This window comes from Kitasatospora sp. NPDC058046 (assembly GCF_042885595.1).
In the GTDB taxonomy this organism is placed as follows: Bacteria; Actinomycetota; Actinomycetes; order Streptomycetales; family Streptomycetaceae; genus Kitasatospora.
Map to the genome: position 1 here is coordinate 377,425 of NZ_JBHVRS010000006.1, position 17,593 is coordinate 395,017.

Consider the following 17,593-nt stretch of genomic DNA (forward strand, 5'->3'; position numbering starts at 1 on the left):
TCAACTGCTCCGCGGCCCGAGCCGGACCGGGAGGGTCTGGACACCGTTCATGATGAAGGTGGCCTGCGGAGCCAACTCCTCGGCGGGTACGGCGAGTTCGAGGTCCGGGAAGCGCCGGAACAGCGCGGCGAGGGCGGTCTCGGCCTCCATCCGGGCCAGCGGCATGCCGATGCAGCGGTAGACGCCGTGGCCGAAGGAGAGGTGCTCCTTGTTCGCCCGGGTGGCGTCGAAGGCGTCGGCGTCCTCCCCGTGGACGGCACGGTCGCGGCCCGCCGCCGCGAAGTTGATCAGGACGGGCTCCCCCTTGGCGATGGTGACCCCGCCGAGCTCGATGTCCTCCACCGCGAAGCGGAACGGCAGGTGCGCGACCGGCGCCTCGGCGCGCAGGCTCTCCTCGATCACCTCCGCCCAGCCCACCGCGCCGGACCGGAGCAGCGCCCGCTGGTCGGGGTGGGTGAGCACGGCCCGGACGGTGTTGGCGAGCAGGTTCATCACCGGCTCGGTCCCGGTGGCGAGCAGCAGGTGCAGGGTGCCGACCAGTTCGGAGTCGCTCAGCCGGGATCCGTCCTCCTCCTGGGCCTGGACCAGGTCGCTGGTCAGATCGTCCCCGGGGTCGCGGCGCTTGCCCTCGACGAACTCCAGCATCTCCCGGTGCCACCGCTCGACGTTGGCCGCGGACTCCTCCGGGGTGATGGTGGTGTCGACGTTCACCTCGCCGCCGCGCAGCATCCGCTCACGGTCCCCGGCCGGCACGCCGAACAGGTCGCAGATCACCCGGGCCGGCATCGGATGGGCGAAGCGGGCCTTGAGGTCGACCACCTCGCCGGGCGCGAGGCGGCCGAGGTCGTCCAGCAGCTCCTCGACGGCCTTCTCCACCTCGGCCCGCATCGCCTCGACCCGGCGCGGGGTGAAGGCGCCGGCCGTCAGCCGCCGCAGCCGGGTGTGGTCGGCGCCGTAGCGGGTGGTGAGGTTGTCCATCAGCACCCAGCCGATGAGCGGGAAGTCCGCGCCGATCCGGCCCTCGGCGAACGCCGCCCAGTGCCGGCGCGGGTCCTTGGACAGGCGGTGGTCGGCCAGGGCCAGCCGGGCGACGTCCTGGCCGGTGATCGACCAGGCCGGTACGCCACCGGGCAGTTCGATCCGGGCGACCGGGCCGTTCGCCCGGATCCGGGCGCCCTCCGCGTGGATGTCACGTCCGGCTCGGTCGATGACGACGGGGGCGGGGAGTGACACGGAAGCCTCCAGGCGGTCGGAGCGGGGCGCGGGCGGAGTCACGGAGTCGCCGGGTCGCGGGGCCACGCGGCAGCGGGGCCAGGGCCGTTGACCGGCCCTGTCGAGGCTGGCACCCGCGCGGGGTGCCCGCATCTCCCGGCTTGCGGCGTCCCCCCGCCGGGCGGCGGGGCGGCCGCCCAGCGCAATCGGGAAGATGCGGCGGCCGACGGCCCGGTGTGACGCTGGCCGTCACCGGGCCGTGGTGATCGCGGCCGGGAACCGCCGGATAAGGAGAGAGCCATGTCCGCCACTCCCCCGCCCACCGCCGCCGACGTCGCCGCGCTGCGCGCCGTCCCGGAACTCATCATCGCGGCCTGGGCACGGCACGACGCCGACGGCTTCGCCTCGGTCTTCACCGACGACGCGACGCTGATCCTGCCCGGGGACGTCTACCTGACCGGCCGCGAGCAGATCCGCGCCTTCATGGCGCAGGCGTTCGCCGGCCCGTTCAAGGGCACCCAGGTCACCGGTGAGCCGCAGTCGGTCCGCCCGCTGGCCGACGACGTGGCCGTCCTGGTCACCAAGGGCGGCGTGCTGGCCCCCGGGGACACCGAGGTGACGCCCGAGCGGGCGATCCGGGCGACCTGGGTGCTGGCCAGGCAGGGCGCCGACTGGCGGATCGCCTCGTACCAGAACACCCCCGTCGCCGCCTGAGCCCGGAGCCGGAGCGGCGGGGCCGTCGCCTGTTCTCCCCCCGGAGACCGCGCGGCGGCCCCGGCTCCGCACCGACCGCCGGCCCTCCCCCGGCGGCCCGGCCGATCGACGCTCCGGGGCGCCGCGCGGCCGGTACAGTGCCGTGCGGGACGGTGCCGTACGGCTGCGGCACCCCCGCACGGACCGGCCGGTACGCCGGCCGCCACCCCTCCGGCGCCGGCCCGGGTCGGCGCACGGTCCCGCTGAGAGGACTCGGATGCGTCCCTTCCGTATCGACATCCCGCAAGAAGCCCTCGACGACCTGGACCGCCGGCTCGCGGCCACCCGCTGGCCCGGCGAAGTCCCCGGCGCCGGCTGGCGGCGCGGCGTGCCGCTCGGCTACCTGAAGGAACTGGCCGAGTACTGGCGCACCGGCTTCGACTGGCGCAAGGCCGAGGCGCACCTCAACTCCTTCCCGCAGTTCCTGACCGAAGTCGACGGCGTGGACGTCCACTTCCTGCACGTCCGCTCGCCCGAGCCGGACGCCCTGCCGCTGGTCGTCACCCACGGCTGGCCCGGCTCGGTGGCGGAGTTCCTGGACGTGATCGGCCCGCTGACCGATCCGCGGGCCCACGGCGGCGATCCCGCCGACGCGTTCCACCTGGTCATACCCTCGCTGCCCGGCTACGGCTTCTCCGGCCACCCCCGGGAGGCCGGCTGGGACACCGCCCGGGTCGCCCGGGCCTGGACCGAGCTGATGCGCCGGCTCGGCTACGACCGGTACCTCGTCCAGGGCGGCGACTGGGGCATGCCGGTCTCGCTGCAGCTGGGCCTGGCCGACCCGGAGCACGTGGCCGGCGTCCACCTCAACATGCTCGCCACCTTCCCGCCGCAGGACCCGGCCGAGTTCGCCCGGCTGGACCCGGCGGACCGGGCCCGGCTGGAGTTCGCCGGGTACTTCGAACAGGACGGGGCCGGCTGGCGGAAGATCCAGTCCACCCGGCCGCAGACCCTCGCGTACGGCCTGACCGATTCGCCGGTGGGCCAACTCGCCTGGATCGTCGAGAAATTCATGGAGTGGACGGCGGCCGGGACGGTTCCCGAGGACGTCGTCGACCGGGACCGGCTGCTGACCGACGTGGCGATCTACTGGTTCACCGCCTCCGCCGGCTCCAGCGCCCAGCTCTACTACGAGTCCAACCGGCTGGACGCCGACTTCCTCCGCACCTGGGCCGGCCCCTGGCCGCTGTCCGCACCGGTCGGGGTGGCGGTGTTCCCCGAGGACGCGGTCCGGCCGATCCGGCGCTGGGCCGAACGGATCCTGCCGACCCTCGCCCACTGGTCCGAGTTCGACCGCGGCGGGCACTTCGCCGCCCTGGAGCAGCCCGGGCTGTTCGTCGACGACGTCCGGGAGTTCGCGCGTCGGGTCCGCTGAGCGGACCGTCCACGGAGTCGCCCGGCACCGGGGGTCCGGTGCCGGGCGCGGCCGTTCCGGCGGGCGGCCGTACCGGCGGGCGCGGCTGTTCCGGCGGGCGGCCCGTTCCGATCGGCCGCCGACGGCTCAGTTCCGGCCGGAGAGCTCCGGAGCGCCCGCGTGGGCGCCGGCCGGAGGCGGGACGGGTCGGCGGGCGGCGCGCAGCACCCGCAGCAGGGTGCGCGGGCGCATCAGCGACTGCGGGGTGGCCACCAGTCCGGCGATCCGCACCAGTGCCTCGGTGATCCGGGGATCGTGGACCGCCGCCCGCTGGGCCAGCGCGGCGTAGCGGTTGACCAGATGGGTCTGCGGGGTGCGGCGGCCCGCGACGCCCGGGTAGCCCAGGTCGGTCACCGCGGCGAAGGACCAGGGGGCCCGGATCTCCCGCGCGACGTCGCGGAAGTAGGCCCGGGGGTTCGGCAGCCGCCGCCCCGCGGTGTGCCGCCGCAGCACCAGGGCCTGCAGCGCGGCGGAGGTCATGCCCTGGGCGTAGGCCGGGTTGAAGCTGCACACCGCGTCGCCCAGGACGACCAGCCCGGCGGGGAAGCGCTCCAGCCGGTGGTAGTCCCTGCGGACACTGGCCGGGAAGCGGAACCGCAGGGGCTCGTCGAGCGGTTCGGCGTCGCGGATCGCCTCGTGGATCTCCGGGACGGGCAGCGAGCGGACGAAGGCGTGGAACCCCTCGGGGTCGACGGGCGGGTGGTCGCCCACGATCCCGGTCACCGACAGCTCCACCCGGTTGTCCTCGCCGGGCACCCGGTAGAAGAAGGCCCCGCGCGGGTGCGAGGGCGTGGCGGCGGGGATGATGGCGATGTCGCTGCCGAACGGATCCCCCTTGAGCCGGTAGTGGCGGGTGGTGTACGCCAGGTCGATCTCGATCCGCTCCTCGGTGGGCGCCTCGTACCCGAGGTCGGCCAACCAGCGCGGGGTGCGCGAGCCGCGGCCGGTGGTGTCGACGACCAGGTGCGCGGAGAGCGTGCGCTCCGCGCTCCCGGGGGCGCGCCGCTGCACCCGGACCCCGGTGACCCGGCGCCTGGTGGTGTCGGTCACCGGGGCGATGACGTCGTGTTCCTCCAGGAACGTCACCTCCGGCAGCGCCCGCACCCGCTCGCGCAGATGGTGTTCGAGCACCGGCCGGGTGGCGGGCACGGACGGCAGGCCGGTGTGCGCCGGCCGCAGCCGCAGCCCGTTGAAGTACCAGCGGATGTCGGCGCTGAAGTCGCCGGGCCGCACCCCGGCGGTGACCAGTTCGTCGGTGAGGCCGGGGAACAGCGACTCCATGATCTGGTGGCCGCGGGCGACCAGCCCGTGGGCGTGGTTGCCGTGCGGGACGCCGCGCCGCGGCCCGCGGACGCCGAGGATCCGGTCGCGTTCGACGACGACGACCCGGGGATAGGACTCGGCGAGCACCCTCGCTGCCAGCAGGCCTGCGATGCTTCCGCCGAGAACCACGGCGCATTCGTCGGTACGGGTGCCCATGACGGTCCCTTCTGTCGGGTGTGGGACGGGTGGCGGTCCCCGTGCTGGTGCGCCGCCGCGCTGTCGGTCTTCGCCCGGAGCGCGCGTGCGCGCGGGTCCGCGGCACCCCCGCCCGGTGCCGCGGACCCGGTGGCGCTTGCGGTCAGTGCCCGGTCAGTGCCCGTTCGACCGGAACTGGCCGGGCGTGCGGCCCGGACCGGCCGGGCCGCGGTAGGCCTGGGCGAGGTCGAGCCAGGCCTCGGCGTCCTCGCCACGGGCCGTCAGGGCGAGGTCGTCGCGGTGCCGGCGCCTGGTCACCAGCAGGCAGAAGTCGACGGCGGGTCCGCTGACGCGCTGCTCCGCGTCGGCGGGGCCGAACTCCCACCGGGCGCCCGACGGAGCGGTGATCTCGAAACGGAACGTTGTCTCCGGCGGCGTGAGCCCGCGGGCCTGGTAGCCGAAGTCCCAGGTACGGACGGCGAACTCGACCAGGTAGCGGATCCGGTCGGTGTGCTCGCGGCGCTCCCCGAGCGCGTCGGCGATGTCCTGGCCGTGGCCGAACAGTTCCATCATGCCGGCGGCGGCGAGCACGGGGGCCGTCAGCGGGCGGACCAGCCACGGCAGCGGCCGGTCCACCGGAACGGCCGCCAGGGCCTCCTCGGCGGCCCGGCGCTCGGTCTGCCAGCTCTCCAGCAGGAGCTTCGGCGCCTTCGCCAGGTAGGGCCTGAGGGCCTGCTGCACCGCACCGTCCATGTCCTGCCCGATGCCGGCGGCGACCGCCCGGAAGGCCTCGGGGTCGCCCGCCGCGAGTCCGGCCAGTTTGAAGGTGGCCGTGAGGTGGGCGACCTGGTGGGCGACGGTCCAGCCGGGGGCCGGCGTGGGGCGTGCCCAGTCGGCTTCGGGCAGGTTCGCCACCAGCGCGTCGACGGCCTCGCCGTCCAGCACCAGCGCGGAGATCACGTCCTGTCGGTCGACCATGCCTCTTCCTTCCGTTGAGCGGAACCCGGCCGGATGCCCGGCGCACTCCCAATCCGCCTCGAACCATGGCGAGTTGGGCGAATCCAGTATCTGTTCCCGGAGATCGGCGGGCTTCTCCGCCCGTGCTCTGCCACCGGCCGCTCCCGCGCCCCCGTCACTCGGGCCCCCGTCACTCGGAGGCCGCGCCGAGCGCCGGGGCCGCGAGCCGGCTCCGGCGGCTGATGTACCAGGCGGCCGCGCCGCACAGCAGCGCCAGCACGGAGACCGCCAGCAGGACGTCGGAGGCCGAGGACACCAGGCCCGCCAGCAGCAGCGGCCCGCACAGGCCGCCCAGCCGGTTGAAGAAGGAGACCCAGCCGGTGGTCCGGCCGCGCCGTTCCGGATCGGCCAGGTCGGCCGCGATCGGCAGGAAGATCGCGGCCATCGAGTTCACCGAGAACAGCGCCGCCACCAGCGCGCCCGCGCAGATCCAGCCCACCTGGGCCACCGCGCCGCTGGCGGTGAGCGCCAGCAGCAGCACGGCGGTGACGGTGGCCAGGCCCGCCGCCATGCTGGTCGGGCCGAACCGGCGGTAGCCCAGCATCAGCAGCAGGGCGCACGGGACCATCACCACCGCCGCCACGGTCAGCATCAGGTTCGCGGTGCGCACCGGCACACCGCCGATCCGGGCCAGGCTCGGCACCCAGGTGGTGAGGCCGAAGGTGAGCAGGCCGATCAGGGTGGCGAACGCCCGCTGGAGGCCGTGGGTGAGGGCCCGCGCGGACCGTGAGTCCCGCCGCGGGACCGCTGCGCTCCGCGCCGCCGGGGCGGAGAGCGCCACGTAGTCGGGAACGAAGGGCGTCAGGACGGCCAGCACGGCGCCGGTGGGGGCGCCGATCAGCCAGAGGATCCGCCAGCCGAACACCGGCTCCAGCCACAGGGCCGAGCCGGCGGCGATCAGGTAGCCGACGGCGGTGGCGACGACGGAGAGCGCCACCACCACCGAGCCGCGGACCCGCCCGCCGACCGCCTCGGTGAGCAGGGTGATCAGCAGCGGGGCGAGGCCGCCGACCGCCAGGCCCATCAGCCCGCACATCAGCAGGTTCCCGCGGAAGGTGGGCATCGAGCCGCACATGCTGGTGGCGGTGAAGCCGAGGGTGGCGATCAGGTAGGAGCTGCGGCGCCCGATCCGGTCGGTGAGCACACCGAACAGCAGCGCCCCGGCCGCCGTCCCGGTCAGTCCGCAGACCGCCAGCAGGGAGGCCGTCCGGGGGTCGAGGCCGTAGTCGGCCCGCATGCCGGGGATGACGAAGCCCAGCGTGGAGGTCTTGCTGATGTCGACGGTCAGGGCGGCCGTACCGATGACGGCGATCAGCAGCCGGCCGCGCCGGCCGCCACGGAGTTCGGTCGGGGCCGAGCGCGGCCGTCCGCGCAGGGCGGCGCCGGCCACCACGAGCAGCAGTCCGGCGAAGGCGGTGAACATCTCCGGCATCTCCGCCAGCGGCATGCCGCCGAGCTTCCGTCCGGCGTCGGCCGGGGCGTGCGCCATCTCCATCGGCATCGGCATCGCGGGGTCCATGGCGAAGGCGTGGTGGAAGGCCAGTGCGGAGGAGACCAGCACGATCGCGCTGCCCGCGTACAGGAGCATCGCGGCGCCGAGGGGTCTGGAGAACACGGGGCGGCCTTTCGGTCGGGGGCGGCGGTCGCGCCGGGTGACTGGGAAGCTACGCCGGGCGTACTGAGGGCCGCTTCTCGCAGTGTGCTGGGATCGGGAGTTGTGGACCCGCGACCGGTTCCGGCACCACGGCGTTTTGGTTGACTGGGGACATGAGTCCGCGTCGCTCGGATCCCCGTGCCCGCCCGGGGCTGGTGACCATCGCCGCCCGGCTGCTGGCGGAGGAGGGGCCGCAGGCACTGTCCACCCGCCGCATCGCGAGCGAGGTCGGCACCTCGACGATGGCCCTGTACACCCACTTCAACGGAATGCGCGGGCTGGCGCGGGCCATCGTCCACGAGGGGTTCGCCCGGCTCCAGCAGCACTTCACCCAGGTGCGGCCCAGTGACGACCCGGTGTGCGACCTCGCGCTGCTGGGCCGCGCGTACCGGTGCAACGCGCTGGCCAACCCCCACCTGTACGCGGTGATGTTCGGCGGTTCCTCGCTGGCCGGGTTCTCGCTCGACGAGGAGGACCGCCAGTACGGCCGCTACACGCTGGCCGGTGTGACCGAGTGCGCGGCCCGGTGCGTCGGGGCGGGCCGGTTCCGCCCGGCGGACCCGGAACTGGTGGCGCACCAGATGTGGTCGGCGGTGCACGGCCTGGTCGTCCTGGAGCTCGGCGGCTACCTGATCGAGCCCTGCGACGCCGACCGCCTGCTGGAGGCGCAGCTGGTGGGGCTGATGGTCGGTGTCGGCGACACCCGGGAGGCCGCCGCCGGATCGGTGGCGGCCTCGGCCCGGCGGCTGCGGGAGGAGGTGGTGCCGGTGGTGGACGCGGCGGGGCCGGAATAGTCCGGCGCCGGGCACCCGAACTCTTTCCGGACCGCTTTCTCCCGTCGTGCTCTTGCCGTTCGGAACGTCTTGGTGGAGAAGGGCCGCTGCGCTAGCTTCTCGAACAGGAGGCATTGTCCGCCATCCGCCAGGAGAATTCGGGGAGTGTGGGAGAGCATGCAGCCGAAGACCTACGAGTACGATCCGGCCGTGTTCGACTTCGCCGCGGCGGTGCGGTCGATCTACCGGACCGAGGACCTGAGCGCCTTGCGGCCGGACGCCCCGATGGAGCTGCTCACCTGGCGGACCGACCAGTCCACGGAGTTCCACGCCGCCTTCTACCGGGAGTTCGAGCCCAGGCTCCGGGACCTGTACCGCGGCTTCGTGAAATCCTTCGTGCCGGACGTGCTCGGCACCGACGAGTTCTGCTTCCAGCGCGTTCCCACCTTCCGGATCCATTTCCCGGGAAATGTCGCGGTCGGCGAGTTCCACAAGGACGGCGACTACCACCACGCCGACGGCGAGGTGAACTTCTGGCTGCCGCTGACCCGGGCCTGGGGGACCAACTCCGTGTGGGTCGAGCGGGAGCAGGGGTCGGAGGACTACGCGGCGACCGAACTCGACGTGGGGCAGCTGCTGGTCTTCGACGCGGTCGGCTGGAACCACGGGAACAAGGTGAACGACACCGACTCGACCCGGGTGAGCTTCGACTTCCGCTGCATCCGGCTCGCCGACTACCGCGCCTCGGACCTGCGGACGGTGGACGCCGGCCGGGGGCTGTGGATCGGGGACTACTTCGACGTCTTCTGACCGGTTCCGCTCCGGCGCCGCCGGCCCCGCGTCCGTGACGCGGGGCCGGCGGCGCACCGGCGCGGTCATCCCAACTGCCGGCCCAGCGGCGTCAGGTCCAGGTAGTTGTGGACGGCGAGGAGGATGTCCAGCCCGCGCGAGAAGGTCGAGTAGGTGTGGTAGACCTCCTCGCCGTCCCGCAGGAAGACGCTGACCGCGGGGAGTTCGTGGCCCCAGATGTCCCAGGGGCCGACGGCGGCCTCGTGCTCCTCCCTGGTCCGGAAGTTGATCAGGAGCGGGGTCACGGACTCGTCCAGCGTGGCGTGGAAGTCGTAGTTGAAGCGGCTCCCGTACGACGAGTAGTACGGGATGTCCCAGCCCATCCGCTCCTTGTACCGGCGGATCTTCTCCTGCGGCGCGCGGGAGACCAGCACCAGCGTGGTGTCCCGCTCGTGCAGGTGCGGCAGGTACCCGATCTCCCGGATCTGGAACCGGCAGCTGGGGCAGCCCTCCTCCCACTCCGGGTCGAACATCACGTGATGGACGATCAGTTGCCGGCGCCCCTCGAAGAGGTCGGCCAGGGACGCCTTGCCGTCGGGGCCCTCGAAGACGTAGTCCTCCTCGACCCGGACCATCGGGAGCCGCCTGCGCTCGGCGCTCAGCGCCTCCCGGGCATGCGTGAACTCCTTCTCCCTGACCAGGAACTCCCGGCGGGCGGCGAGCCACTCCTCCCGCCCGACGACCCGGGGGAGCTCCGACTGCGGTTCCGTGTCCATGGTGCCGTTCTTCCTCTCGTGCGGTGCGGTGTTCCGTACTGCCGTGTTCCGTACTGCCGTGCTCCGTACTGCCGTGTTCCGTGCCGCGGTGTTCCGGGCCGCGGTGTTCCGCGGCGCTCTGCTGCGGCGGGTCATTCCACGGCCGTGGCGGTCGGTGCGGGCGACTCCTCCGCCGCCGGGGACACCGCCCCGGCCGCGGAGCGCGACCCGAGCGCGCCGAGCGCCAGGACACCGAGGGCGGCGACCAGGACGGCACTGACCACGGCGGCGGCGTTCAGGCCCGAGGTGAACGCGTCGCGCGCGTGCTCGAGCAGGCGCGCGCCCGCGTCCCCGGACAGCCGCCCGGCCTCCTGCGCGGCGGCCTCGACGCTCTGCCGGACGTCGGGGAGCGCGCCGGCCGGGGCCCCGGACGGGCTGAAGCCGTCCATCCGGGCACCGTAGACGGCGGCTCCTATGCTCCCCAGCGCGGCCACCCCCAGCGAGATGCCGAAGTCGCCGCTGGTCTGCGAGAGCGCCGCCGCCGCCCCGGCGTTCGCGGGGGGCACGGAACCCACCACGAGGTCCTGGCCGAGCGCGCCCACGAACCCGATCCCGAGGAAGACCAGGATGATGCCGCCCACCAGCTGGGACAGCCCGTCCGAGGTGTCCAGGACCGCGAGCAGCGCGAAGCCGACCGCGGCGAGGCCCATGCCGGCGGCGATCACCACCCGGGGGGTGAACCGGCGTGCGGCGAGCGGCGCCAGCATGCTCCCGACCACCATCGCCAGCGAGGACGGGACGAGCCACAGGCCCGCGTGCAGCGGGGTGAACCCCTCGACCGACTGCAGGTACCGGCTGATCAGGAACATCACCCCGCCCTGGGTGGCCACCCCGAGCATCAGGATCACCAGCGCCGCGGTGAACGCGAGCCGCTTGAAGAGCCGGACGTCGAGGAGCGGGTCGTCGAGCCGGCGCTGCCGCGCCACGAACACGGCCCCGAAGGCCAGGCCGGCGACGGCCGCGGCCGCGCCCAGCGGCTGGACCCCGTCCCGGGCCATGTCCTTGATGCCGTAGACCAGGGGAAGCATCGCCAGCAGGGACAGGGCGACGCTCAGCGGGTCCGCGCCGCGGACCTGCGGGGAGCGGTACTCGGGCAGGAACACCGGGCCGACGGCCAGCAGCAGCACCATCACCGGGATGGCCAGCAGGAACACCGAGCCCCACCAGAAGTGGCTGAGCAGCGCGCCGCCGATGACCGGCCCGGCGGCCGCGCCGCCCATGAAGCAGCTCATCCACACGGCGAAGGCCATGCCGCGCTGCCGCGGGTCCTGGAACATGTTGCTGATCAGCGCGAGCGTGGAGGGCATCAGGGTGGCCCCGGCGACGCCCATCGCGGCGCGCGCCGCGATCAGCATGCCCGGGCTGGTCGACCAGGCGGCCACCGCCGAGGCGATCCCGAAGGCCACCGCGCCGTACAGCAGCAGCTTGCGGCGGCCGACGCGGTCACCCAGCGTGCCCATGGTGACCAGGAAGCCGGCCGTCAGGAAGCCGTACACGTCGGTGATCCACAGCTGCTCGGTGGCGCTGGCCCCGAGGTCGTCGGTCAGGCTGGGCAGCGCCAGGTAGGTCACGCTGAGATCCAGCGCGAGCAGGAGTGTGGGCAGGGCGAGAACCGCCAGGCCCGTCCACTCGCGGCGCCCCGCTCGCGGCGGGGAGGCCGCGGTCGTCGGCGAGGTCATGGGTACGTCCTCCAGAGTCGGGTTGTACGGGACGGGACCGCCCCCGGAGGGCGTCCGTCACCCCGGGGTCGGAGCCGCGGCCTGCGATCCGACATCCGCTTCGCTATCGTCGTCCACGAAGTTCCGGAACAGGCCGCGGAGGACGTGCGTGAAGTACATGCTGCTGATCTACAGCGACCCGGTGGTGTGGGAGGCGCTCACGGAGGCGGAGCGGGCCTCGCTCGGCCCCGAGCACGCGGCGCTGATCGGCGAACTGGAGGCGTCCGGGGAGTGGGTCGGCGGCTCGGTGCTGGCTCCCCCGGAGCGGAGCCGGGCGGTGCGGGTCCGCAACGGCGCGGTGCAGGTCGTGGACGGTCCGTTCGCCGAGGTCAAGGAGCACCTGGCGGGCTACGACATCGTCGACTGCGACGGCATGGAGCGGGCGGCGGAGATCGCCGCCCGCATTCCCGACGCCCGGCTGGCCCGGGTGGAGATCAGGCCCATGGTGGGGCCGGAGGCGTGACCGGAGGGGCCCGGCGGCCCTTCCCTCAGGCGGACACCGGGAGCCGTCGCCGCGGCTTCCGGTCCAGCCAGAGCTGCACGAGGACGAGGTTGACCATCCAGCCGAGCCAGCGCGCGACCTCGAACAGGTAGTCGAGCGGGACGGGCGCACCCGTGTGGACCATGACGTCGACCATGGCGCGGCCCCACAGCACGCCGGCGGCGAGCGCGAAGCTCCGCAGCATCCACCGGCGGTGCTCGGCCCAGCGGTGCCGGCGGGCCGCCACCGTCCCGGCCACCGTGGTCGCGATCCACAGCAGCGCCTGGAGCGCGATCCCGATGTCGCCGCGCCACTCGGGCATCAGCGGCATGATCACCAGCGCGGTGACGGCACAGGGCAGGGCGCCGGCGTACACGTAGAGCCGGCCGCTGAGCCGGTGCACCCGCGGGCGGGTCCGCCGCAGCCCGGGCCACAGCTGGAGCACGACGGTGACCAGCGCGATCGACCCGAAGGCGATGTGCGCCACCAGGACCGCGTAGTGCCACGGGACCTGGGGGTCCAGGTTGATGCGCGCCTTCGCCGGATCGAAGCGCAGGTAGGGCGGGAGCTCGTCGACGAGGAAGAGCCCGACGAGCAGGGCGAGCAGCGCGGCCCACCGGCGGGCGGAGGCCCGCCCCGCGCCCCGCCCGCCGTCCGCACCCCCTCCGCCGGACTCGTCCCGCCCGCCGGAGTCGCGGCGCCGGCCGGACTCGGGGAGCGCGGCGGTGGCGGTGCTGTCGGTCTGCTGAGCCATGGGTGTCCTTCCCCGCCCGGGTGACGAATGGCCGCCAGCTTCACAAACCGAGCGGCCGGACGGCACCTCCCGGCTTGCTGTCCCTCCTGCGCAATCCACGAGAAGACAGGGGCCGCTGCGACGGACGACGATGCGTCTGGAGCCGATCGGGGCGACGGGCGAGGAGGGACGGCTGTGCTGGACGGTGTCGGGGACCGGTCGGGTCCGCAGCGTCCGGGGTCCGGTCGGATCGATCTCATGGTTCGTCAACTCACCTGTACGCTGACGGAGTTCGTCGAACGAACCCCCGGGCCTCGACGTGCCGCCGCGTGGCCGCCCCGGTCACCGCGCCGGTCCGCGCCCACGTGCGGAGGCTTCGCCGAGAGCCGCCGGGGAGACAACTCCGCCCACTGTTTCCGGAGGTAGTACGTGAGTGATGTGACGGATCCCGGAGGTCTCGCCCCGGCCCGGGCCGACGGGACGGTCGTCCGCCCCGAGGACACCCGGTACAGCAGCCTGACCATCGGCCACAACCAACGGTTCGTCGGCCGCCCCGACTCGGTGCGCGTGGTGCACGGCACCAAGCAGGTCGTCGCCGTCGTCGAGGAGGCGGTGCGGGCCGGGAAGCGGATCGGGGTGCGCAGCGGCGGCCACTGCTTCGAGGGCTTCACCTTCGCTCCGGAGGTCGAGACGCTGATCGACCTGTCGCTGCTGGACGAGGTCCGCCACGACCCGGAGCGCCGGGCCTTCGCGATCGGTCCGGGCGCCACGCTCGGGCACGTCTACCGCACCCTCTTCAAGGAGTGGGGTGTCACCCTGCCGGCCGGGGCCTGTATGGACGTGGCGATCGGCGGGCACCTGACGGGCGGCGGCTACGGCCACCTCTCCCGCCGGGACGGCCTGGTGGCGGACCACCTGTACGCGGTGGAGGTGGTGGTCGTCGACGAGAAGGGCAGGGCCCGCACCGTCGTCGCCACCCGCGAGGAGGGCGACCCGAACCGGGACCTGTGGTGGGCGCACGCCGGCGGCGGGGGCGGCAGCTTCGGCGTCGTCACCCGGTTCTGGCTGCGCAGCCGGGGCGTGCGCTCCGACCGGCCGGCGGACCTGCTGCCGAAGGCCCCCGGCAACGCGCGCCGGCGGACGGTGATGTACTCCTGGGACGGCATGGACGAGGCGTCGTTCGGCACGCTGATCCGCAACTACGGCACCTGGTACGAGCGGAACAGCGATCCCGGCACGCCGGCCTGCGACATCTGGGGGGTCCTCCAGCTCTTCCACCGCTCGGGGGGCATGCTCGGCCTGATCTCCGTCATCGACGACGCGCTCCCGGGCGCGTCGGAGCGACTGAACACCCATGTCGACTTCCTCACCGCCGGGGTCGGCGCCACGCCCGTGATCGACACCGACCAGGTCATCCCCTGGATGTCCCCGCAGAACTGGCCCTACGAGCCGTCCGGGAACTACAAGCACAAGGCCGGGGACCTCCGCAAGGGGTACACGGACGAGCAGATAGCGGTCATCTGGAGGTACCTGAGCAGCACCGACTACCACAACCCGGCCGCGAACCTCGGCCTCTCCGGGTTCGGCGGCCAGGTCAACGCGCTGCCCGCCGACGCCACCGCCACGGCCCAGCGGGACGCGATCGTGAAGGCCGTCTACTCCACCGGGAACTGGGAGGGGGGCTCGGGCGCCGAGCACCTCGACTGGGTCCGCTCCTTCTACCGCGACGTCTACGCCGCCACCGGCGGCGTCCCGCTCCCGGACGAGCGGAACTCCGGGAGCTACATCAACTACCCCGACGTCGACCTGCTGGACCCGAAGCTGAACGACTCCGGGGTCTCCTGGACGACGCTGTACTACCGGGACAACTACGCCCGGCTGCAGGCGGTCAAGAAGCGGTACGACCCCGGGAACGTCTTCCGCCACGCGATGTCGGTGGAACTCCCGTCCTAGCGCGTTCCGGCCGGGCGGTTCGCGCCGCCCGGCCGGGGCCGGCCCCCCGGGGTGACCTCCGCGCCGATTCCCGTGACAGCCGATTCCCCTGAAAGGACGTGGAGTTGAGCACCATCGGTACGGTTCGTGGAGGCATCGGCACCCGGCTTCCGGCCCTCACCCGGCGCCCCGTCACGGCACCGGGACGGGACGGTCCGGGCGCCTCGGCCGACGAGATAGCGCACTGGCTGTCCGCCCGGGTGCGGGCCGACCGCTTCCGGGTCGAGCGCATCCCGTTCGACCGGCTCCGCGGGTGGTCCTTCGCCCCGGACACCGGCGACCTGGTGCACGACAGCGGGCGCTTCTTCTCGATCCAGGGCGTCGAGGTGGAGACGGCCGACGGCCCGGTGCCGACCTGGCGCCAGCCCATCATCGACCAGCCCGAGGTCGGCATCCTGGGGATCATCGCCAAGGACTTCGGCGGGGTGCGCCACTACCTGATGCAGGCGAAGATGGAGCCGGGCAACCCCAACATCGTCCAGCTCTCCCCCACCGTGCAGGCGACCCACAGCAACTACACCGGCGTGCACAAGGGCGCGCCGGTCGCCTACCTGGAGTACTTCCTCGATCCGTCCCGGGGGCGTCCCGTCGCGGACGTGCTGCAGTCCGAGCACGGCGACTGGTTCAACCGGAAGTTCAACCGGAACACGATCGTGCTGGTCGACGAGGAGGTGCCGGTCGCCGAGAACTTCCGCTGGCTGACCCTCGACCGGATCGCCGCGCTGCTGCACCGCGACAACCTCGTCAACATGGACGCCCGCACGGTGCTCTCCTGCCTCCCCCTCCCCGTCTCGGGAGCGAGCGGGCTGATCTCCGTGGAGCACATCGAGGGCTGGCTGGCCGCGGAGCGGGCCCGCCGCTCGCTGCGGGTGCGGCGCGTCCCGCTGCGCGACACCGGGGGCTGGATACGGACCGCGCACGCGATCCGCCGGGTCCCGGACCGCCACTTCCGCGTGGTCGCGGTGGCCGTCGAGGCGGGCAGCCGCGAGGTGGCCCAGTGGACGCAGCCGCTGGTCGAACCCGTACGGCTGGGGCTGAGCGCCTTCGTGCTGCGGTACTTCTCGGGCGTGCCGCACCTGCTGGCCCGGGCCGGCGTGGAGGTCGGCTTCCAGGAGATCGCGGAACTCGCGCCGACGGTGCAGTGCACCCCGGAGCACCACCGCGGCCGCCCCCGCGGGCCCCGCCACCACTTCCTGGACGTCGTCGAGACCGCCGCGCCCTCCCGCGTCCGCTACTCGGCCCTCCACTCCGAGGAGGGCGGCCGCTTCCTGAACGCGGTGAGCCGCTACGCCATCGTGGAGGCGGACGGAGCGCAGGCGCCGTCCCAACCACCGCCCGGGTACTGCTGGGTGACGCCTGGTCAACTCTCCGCGCTGGTGACCCGCGGCGGGCGGGTGAACGTCCAGGCCCGCACCCTGCTCTCGGCGCTGACCACGCGCGCCGTCCGGCTCTGATCCCCCCGGCTCCGATCCCCCCGCAACGCCGTCCACGGGGTGCGGGACCGCCACCGCGCGACCGGTGGACCCGCCCCCGCCATGCCCCGAATTCCGCTGCCCCGTCCTTCACCAGGGAGAGCACGTCATGACGGACACCACCGCAACGACCGCCGTCCCCGACCGCGCCGAGATCCTCCGCCGGGCGCGCGAGGTGGCGCCGGTCCTGAGGAACAACGCGCCCTGGGGCGACGAGAACCGGCGCCTGTCGAAGGAGACCGTCTCGGTCCTGGCGGACGCCGGCCTGCTCCGCACCCGGATCCCCAGGCGCCTCGGCGGCTACGAGGTCGACATGCGCACCCAGGCCGAGCTCCTGGTGGAGCTGGCCCGCGCCGACGGCGCGGCGTCCTGGACGGCCGGCGTCTGGTCGATCAGCGCCTGGGTCGCCGCACTGTTCCCGGACGAGGTGCAGGACCGGGTCCTCGCCTCCCCGGACGCCCTGGTCAGCGGCATCATCAGCCCGACGGCCACCGCCGTCCCGGTCGACGGCGGCATCCTCGTCAACGGCTCCTGGAAGTTCAACAGCGGCGTCCAGCACAGCACCTGGGACACCAACGCGGCGGTCCTGCTCACCCCCGACGCGGCCCCCCGGCCCATCATGACGCTGATCCCGGTCTCCGACCTGGAGGTGGTCGACGACTGGCACACCGTGGGGCTGCGCGGGTCCGGCAGCGTCACCACGGTCGCGCGGGACGTCTTCGTCCCCGCGGAGCGCTACATCCCGATGGAGCCGGTCATGATCGGCGGCGGCGGGGCGGGCAGCAACGCCGGCTCGGAGATCTACCGGGCCCCGATCATGCCGACGGCCTGCGCGACGGTGAGCGCGACCGCCCTCGGCCTCGCGATCGCCGCGAAGGACGCCTTCTTCGAGCGCCTCCCCGACCGGCGGATCACCTACACCGACTACACCGACCAGCGCGAGGCGCCGCTGACCCACCTCCAGGTCGCGGAGGCCGCGGTGAAGATCGACGAGGCGGAGTTCCACTGCTACCGCCTCGCGGACCTCGTCGACGCGAAGAACGCCGCCGCCGAGCCCTGGACGCTGGAGGAACGCGCCCTGGCCCGCCTGGAGACCGGCGCGGTCTGCGCGCGCGTCAAGGAGGCGGTGGACATCCTGGCCACCGCGAGCGGGGCGTCCTCGGTCTACCTGGACGTGCCGATCCAGCGGATCGAGCGGGACGTCCGGACCCTCCACCTGCACGCCGTCATGCACCCGAACACCAACCTCGAACTCTACGGCCGGCTGCTGTGCGGCCAGGCACCGAACACCCAGTACCTCTGAACCGCCGGT

15 protein-coding genes are annotated in these 17,593 nt (G+C 73.6%); 8 read left to right on the top strand and 7 right to left on the bottom strand.

Annotated elements, in window-relative coordinates; translation table 11 throughout:
• Positions 1-1,233: a cytochrome P450 gene (locus ACFVU7_RS16075; protein WP_049650276.1), complete on the bottom strand. Its 1,233-nt coding sequence runs from the start codon at positions 1,231-1,233 to the stop codon at positions 1-3.
• Between the two features lie 279 nt (positions 1,234-1,512).
• On the opposite strand from ACFVU7_RS16075, the gene ACFVU7_RS16080 reads away from it, so the two are divergent.
• On the top strand, positions 1,513-1,926 hold the full coding sequence (locus ACFVU7_RS16080; protein ID WP_049650275.1) for an SgcJ/EcaC family oxidoreductase: 414 nt from the start codon (positions 1,513-1,515) through the stop codon (positions 1,924-1,926).
• A gap of 256 nt (positions 1,927-2,182) precedes the next feature.
• Positions 2,183-3,340, top strand: coding sequence for an epoxide hydrolase family protein (locus tag ACFVU7_RS16085; RefSeq protein WP_388045503.1), 1,158 nt, complete (start codon positions 2,183-2,185; stop codon positions 3,338-3,340).
• 126 nt (positions 3,341-3,466) lie between these two features.
• On the opposite strand, the gene ACFVU7_RS16090 is transcribed toward ACFVU7_RS16085, so the two are convergent.
• From ACFVU7_RS16090 to ACFVU7_RS16100, 3 genes are all read right to left on the bottom strand, one after another.
• Positions 3,467-4,858, bottom strand: a complete 1,392-nt coding sequence (locus ACFVU7_RS16090) for an FAD-dependent oxidoreductase (protein ID WP_388045505.1) — start codon at positions 4,856-4,858, stop codon at positions 3,467-3,469.
• Positions 4,859-5,011: 153 nt separating this feature from the next.
• Positions 5,012-5,815: a TIGR03084 family metal-binding protein gene (locus ACFVU7_RS16095; protein WP_388045507.1), complete on the bottom strand. Its 804-nt coding sequence runs from the start codon at positions 5,813-5,815 to the stop codon at positions 5,012-5,014.
• A 169-nt stretch (positions 5,816-5,984) separates the two neighbouring features.
• Positions 5,985-7,469 (bottom strand): MFS transporter, encoded by a 1,485-nt coding sequence (locus tag ACFVU7_RS16100; protein ID WP_388045509.1) that lies wholly within the window; start codon positions 7,467-7,469, stop codon positions 5,985-5,987.
• 152 nt (positions 7,470-7,621) lie between these two features.
• Between ACFVU7_RS16100 and ACFVU7_RS16105 the strand changes: the two genes are divergently transcribed.
• Both ACFVU7_RS16105 and ACFVU7_RS16110 read left to right on the top strand, forming a co-directional pair.
• Entirely contained in the window at positions 7,622-8,302 is a 681-nt protein-coding gene (locus ACFVU7_RS16105) for a TetR/AcrR family transcriptional regulator (protein ID WP_049650271.1), read from the top strand.
• 156 nt (positions 8,303-8,458) lie between these two features.
• Positions 8,459-9,091 (top strand): streptomycin biosynthesis protein StrG, encoded by a 633-nt coding sequence (locus ACFVU7_RS16110; RefSeq protein WP_241852903.1) that lies wholly within the window; start codon positions 8,459-8,461, stop codon positions 9,089-9,091.
• Between the two features lie 65 nt (positions 9,092-9,156).
• Here ACFVU7_RS16110 and ACFVU7_RS16115 read toward each other — a convergent pair whose 3' ends face one another.
• Positions 9,157-9,846, bottom strand: coding sequence for a DUF899 domain-containing protein (locus ACFVU7_RS16115; protein ID WP_049650269.1), 690 nt, complete (start codon positions 9,844-9,846; stop codon positions 9,157-9,159).
• 131 nt (positions 9,847-9,977) lie between these two features.
• A complete protein-coding gene (locus ACFVU7_RS16120; RefSeq protein WP_388045511.1) occupies positions 9,978-11,564 on the bottom strand; it encodes an MFS transporter in 1,587 nt (528 codons plus the stop codon).
• Positions 11,565-11,721: 157 nt separating this feature from the next.
• On the opposite strand from ACFVU7_RS16120, the gene ACFVU7_RS16125 reads away from it, so the two are divergent.
• Positions 11,722-12,066, top strand: coding sequence for a YciI family protein (locus ACFVU7_RS16125; protein ID WP_234348258.1), 345 nt, complete (start codon positions 11,722-11,724; stop codon positions 12,064-12,066).
• A 25-nt stretch (positions 12,067-12,091) separates the two neighbouring features.
• Here the strand turns inward: ACFVU7_RS16125 and ACFVU7_RS16130 are convergent, their stop codons facing one another.
• Positions 12,092-12,838: a DUF2306 domain-containing protein gene (locus tag ACFVU7_RS16130; RefSeq protein ID WP_074002840.1), complete on the bottom strand. Its 747-nt coding sequence runs from the start codon at positions 12,836-12,838 to the stop codon at positions 12,092-12,094.
• 408 nt (positions 12,839-13,246) lie between these two features.
• Between ACFVU7_RS16130 and ACFVU7_RS16135 the strand changes: the two genes are divergently transcribed.
• The 3 genes from ACFVU7_RS16135 (at position 13,247) to ACFVU7_RS16145 (ending at position 17,584) form a co-directional block, all read left to right on the top strand.
• A complete protein-coding gene (locus tag ACFVU7_RS16135; protein ID WP_388045513.1) occupies positions 13,247-14,770 on the top strand; it encodes an FAD-binding protein in 1,524 nt (507 codons plus the stop codon).
• Between the two features lie 104 nt (positions 14,771-14,874).
• On the top strand, positions 14,875-16,263 hold the full coding sequence (locus ACFVU7_RS16140; RefSeq protein ID WP_388045516.1) for an NDP-hexose 2,3-dehydratase family protein: 1,389 nt from the start codon (positions 14,875-14,877) through the stop codon (positions 16,261-16,263).
• 127 nt (positions 16,264-16,390) lie between these two features.
• On the top strand, positions 16,391-17,584 hold the full coding sequence (locus ACFVU7_RS16145; RefSeq protein WP_117486086.1) for an acyl-CoA dehydrogenase family protein: 1,194 nt from the start codon (positions 16,391-16,393) through the stop codon (positions 17,582-17,584).
• Positions 17,585-17,593: the final 9 nt, after the last annotated feature.

Excerpts from the sequence above, each read along its gene's own strand:
- ACFVU7_RS16080 (WP_049650275.1), top strand. The coding sequence starts at position 1,513 with ATGTCCGCCACTCCCCCGCCCACCGCCGCCGACGTCGCCGCGCTGCGC.
- ACFVU7_RS16085 (WP_388045503.1), top strand. The coding sequence starts at position 2,183 with ATGCGTCCCTTCCGTATCGACATCCCGCAAGAAGCCCTCGACGACCTG.
- ACFVU7_RS16090 (WP_388045505.1), bottom strand. The coding sequence starts at position 4,858 with ATGGGCACCCGTACCGACGAATGCGCCGTGGTTCTCGGCGGAAGCATC.
- ACFVU7_RS16095 (WP_388045507.1), bottom strand. The coding sequence starts at position 5,815 with ATGGTCGACCGACAGGACGTGATCTCCGCGCTGGTGCTGGACGGCGAG.
- ACFVU7_RS16105 (WP_049650271.1), top strand. The coding sequence starts at position 7,622 with ATGAGTCCGCGTCGCTCGGATCCCCGTGCCCGCCCGGGGCTGGTGACC.
- ACFVU7_RS16110 (WP_241852903.1), top strand. The coding sequence starts at position 8,459 with ATGCAGCCGAAGACCTACGAGTACGATCCGGCCGTGTTCGACTTCGCC.
- ACFVU7_RS16115 (WP_049650269.1), bottom strand. The coding sequence starts at position 9,846 with ATGGACACGGAACCGCAGTCGGAGCTCCCCCGGGTCGTCGGGCGGGAG.
- ACFVU7_RS16120 (WP_388045511.1), bottom strand. The coding sequence starts at position 11,564 with ATGACCTCGCCGACGACCGCGGCCTCCCCGCCGCGAGCGGGGCGCCGC.
- ACFVU7_RS16125 (WP_234348258.1), top strand. The coding sequence starts at position 11,722 with ATGCTGCTGATCTACAGCGACCCGGTGGTGTGGGAGGCGCTCACGGAG.
- ACFVU7_RS16130 (WP_074002840.1), bottom strand. The coding sequence starts at position 12,838 with ATGGCTCAGCAGACCGACAGCACCGCCACCGCCGCGCTCCCCGAGTCC.
- ACFVU7_RS16145 (WP_117486086.1), top strand. The coding sequence starts at position 16,391 with ATGACGGACACCACCGCAACGACCGCCGTCCCCGACCGCGCCGAGATC.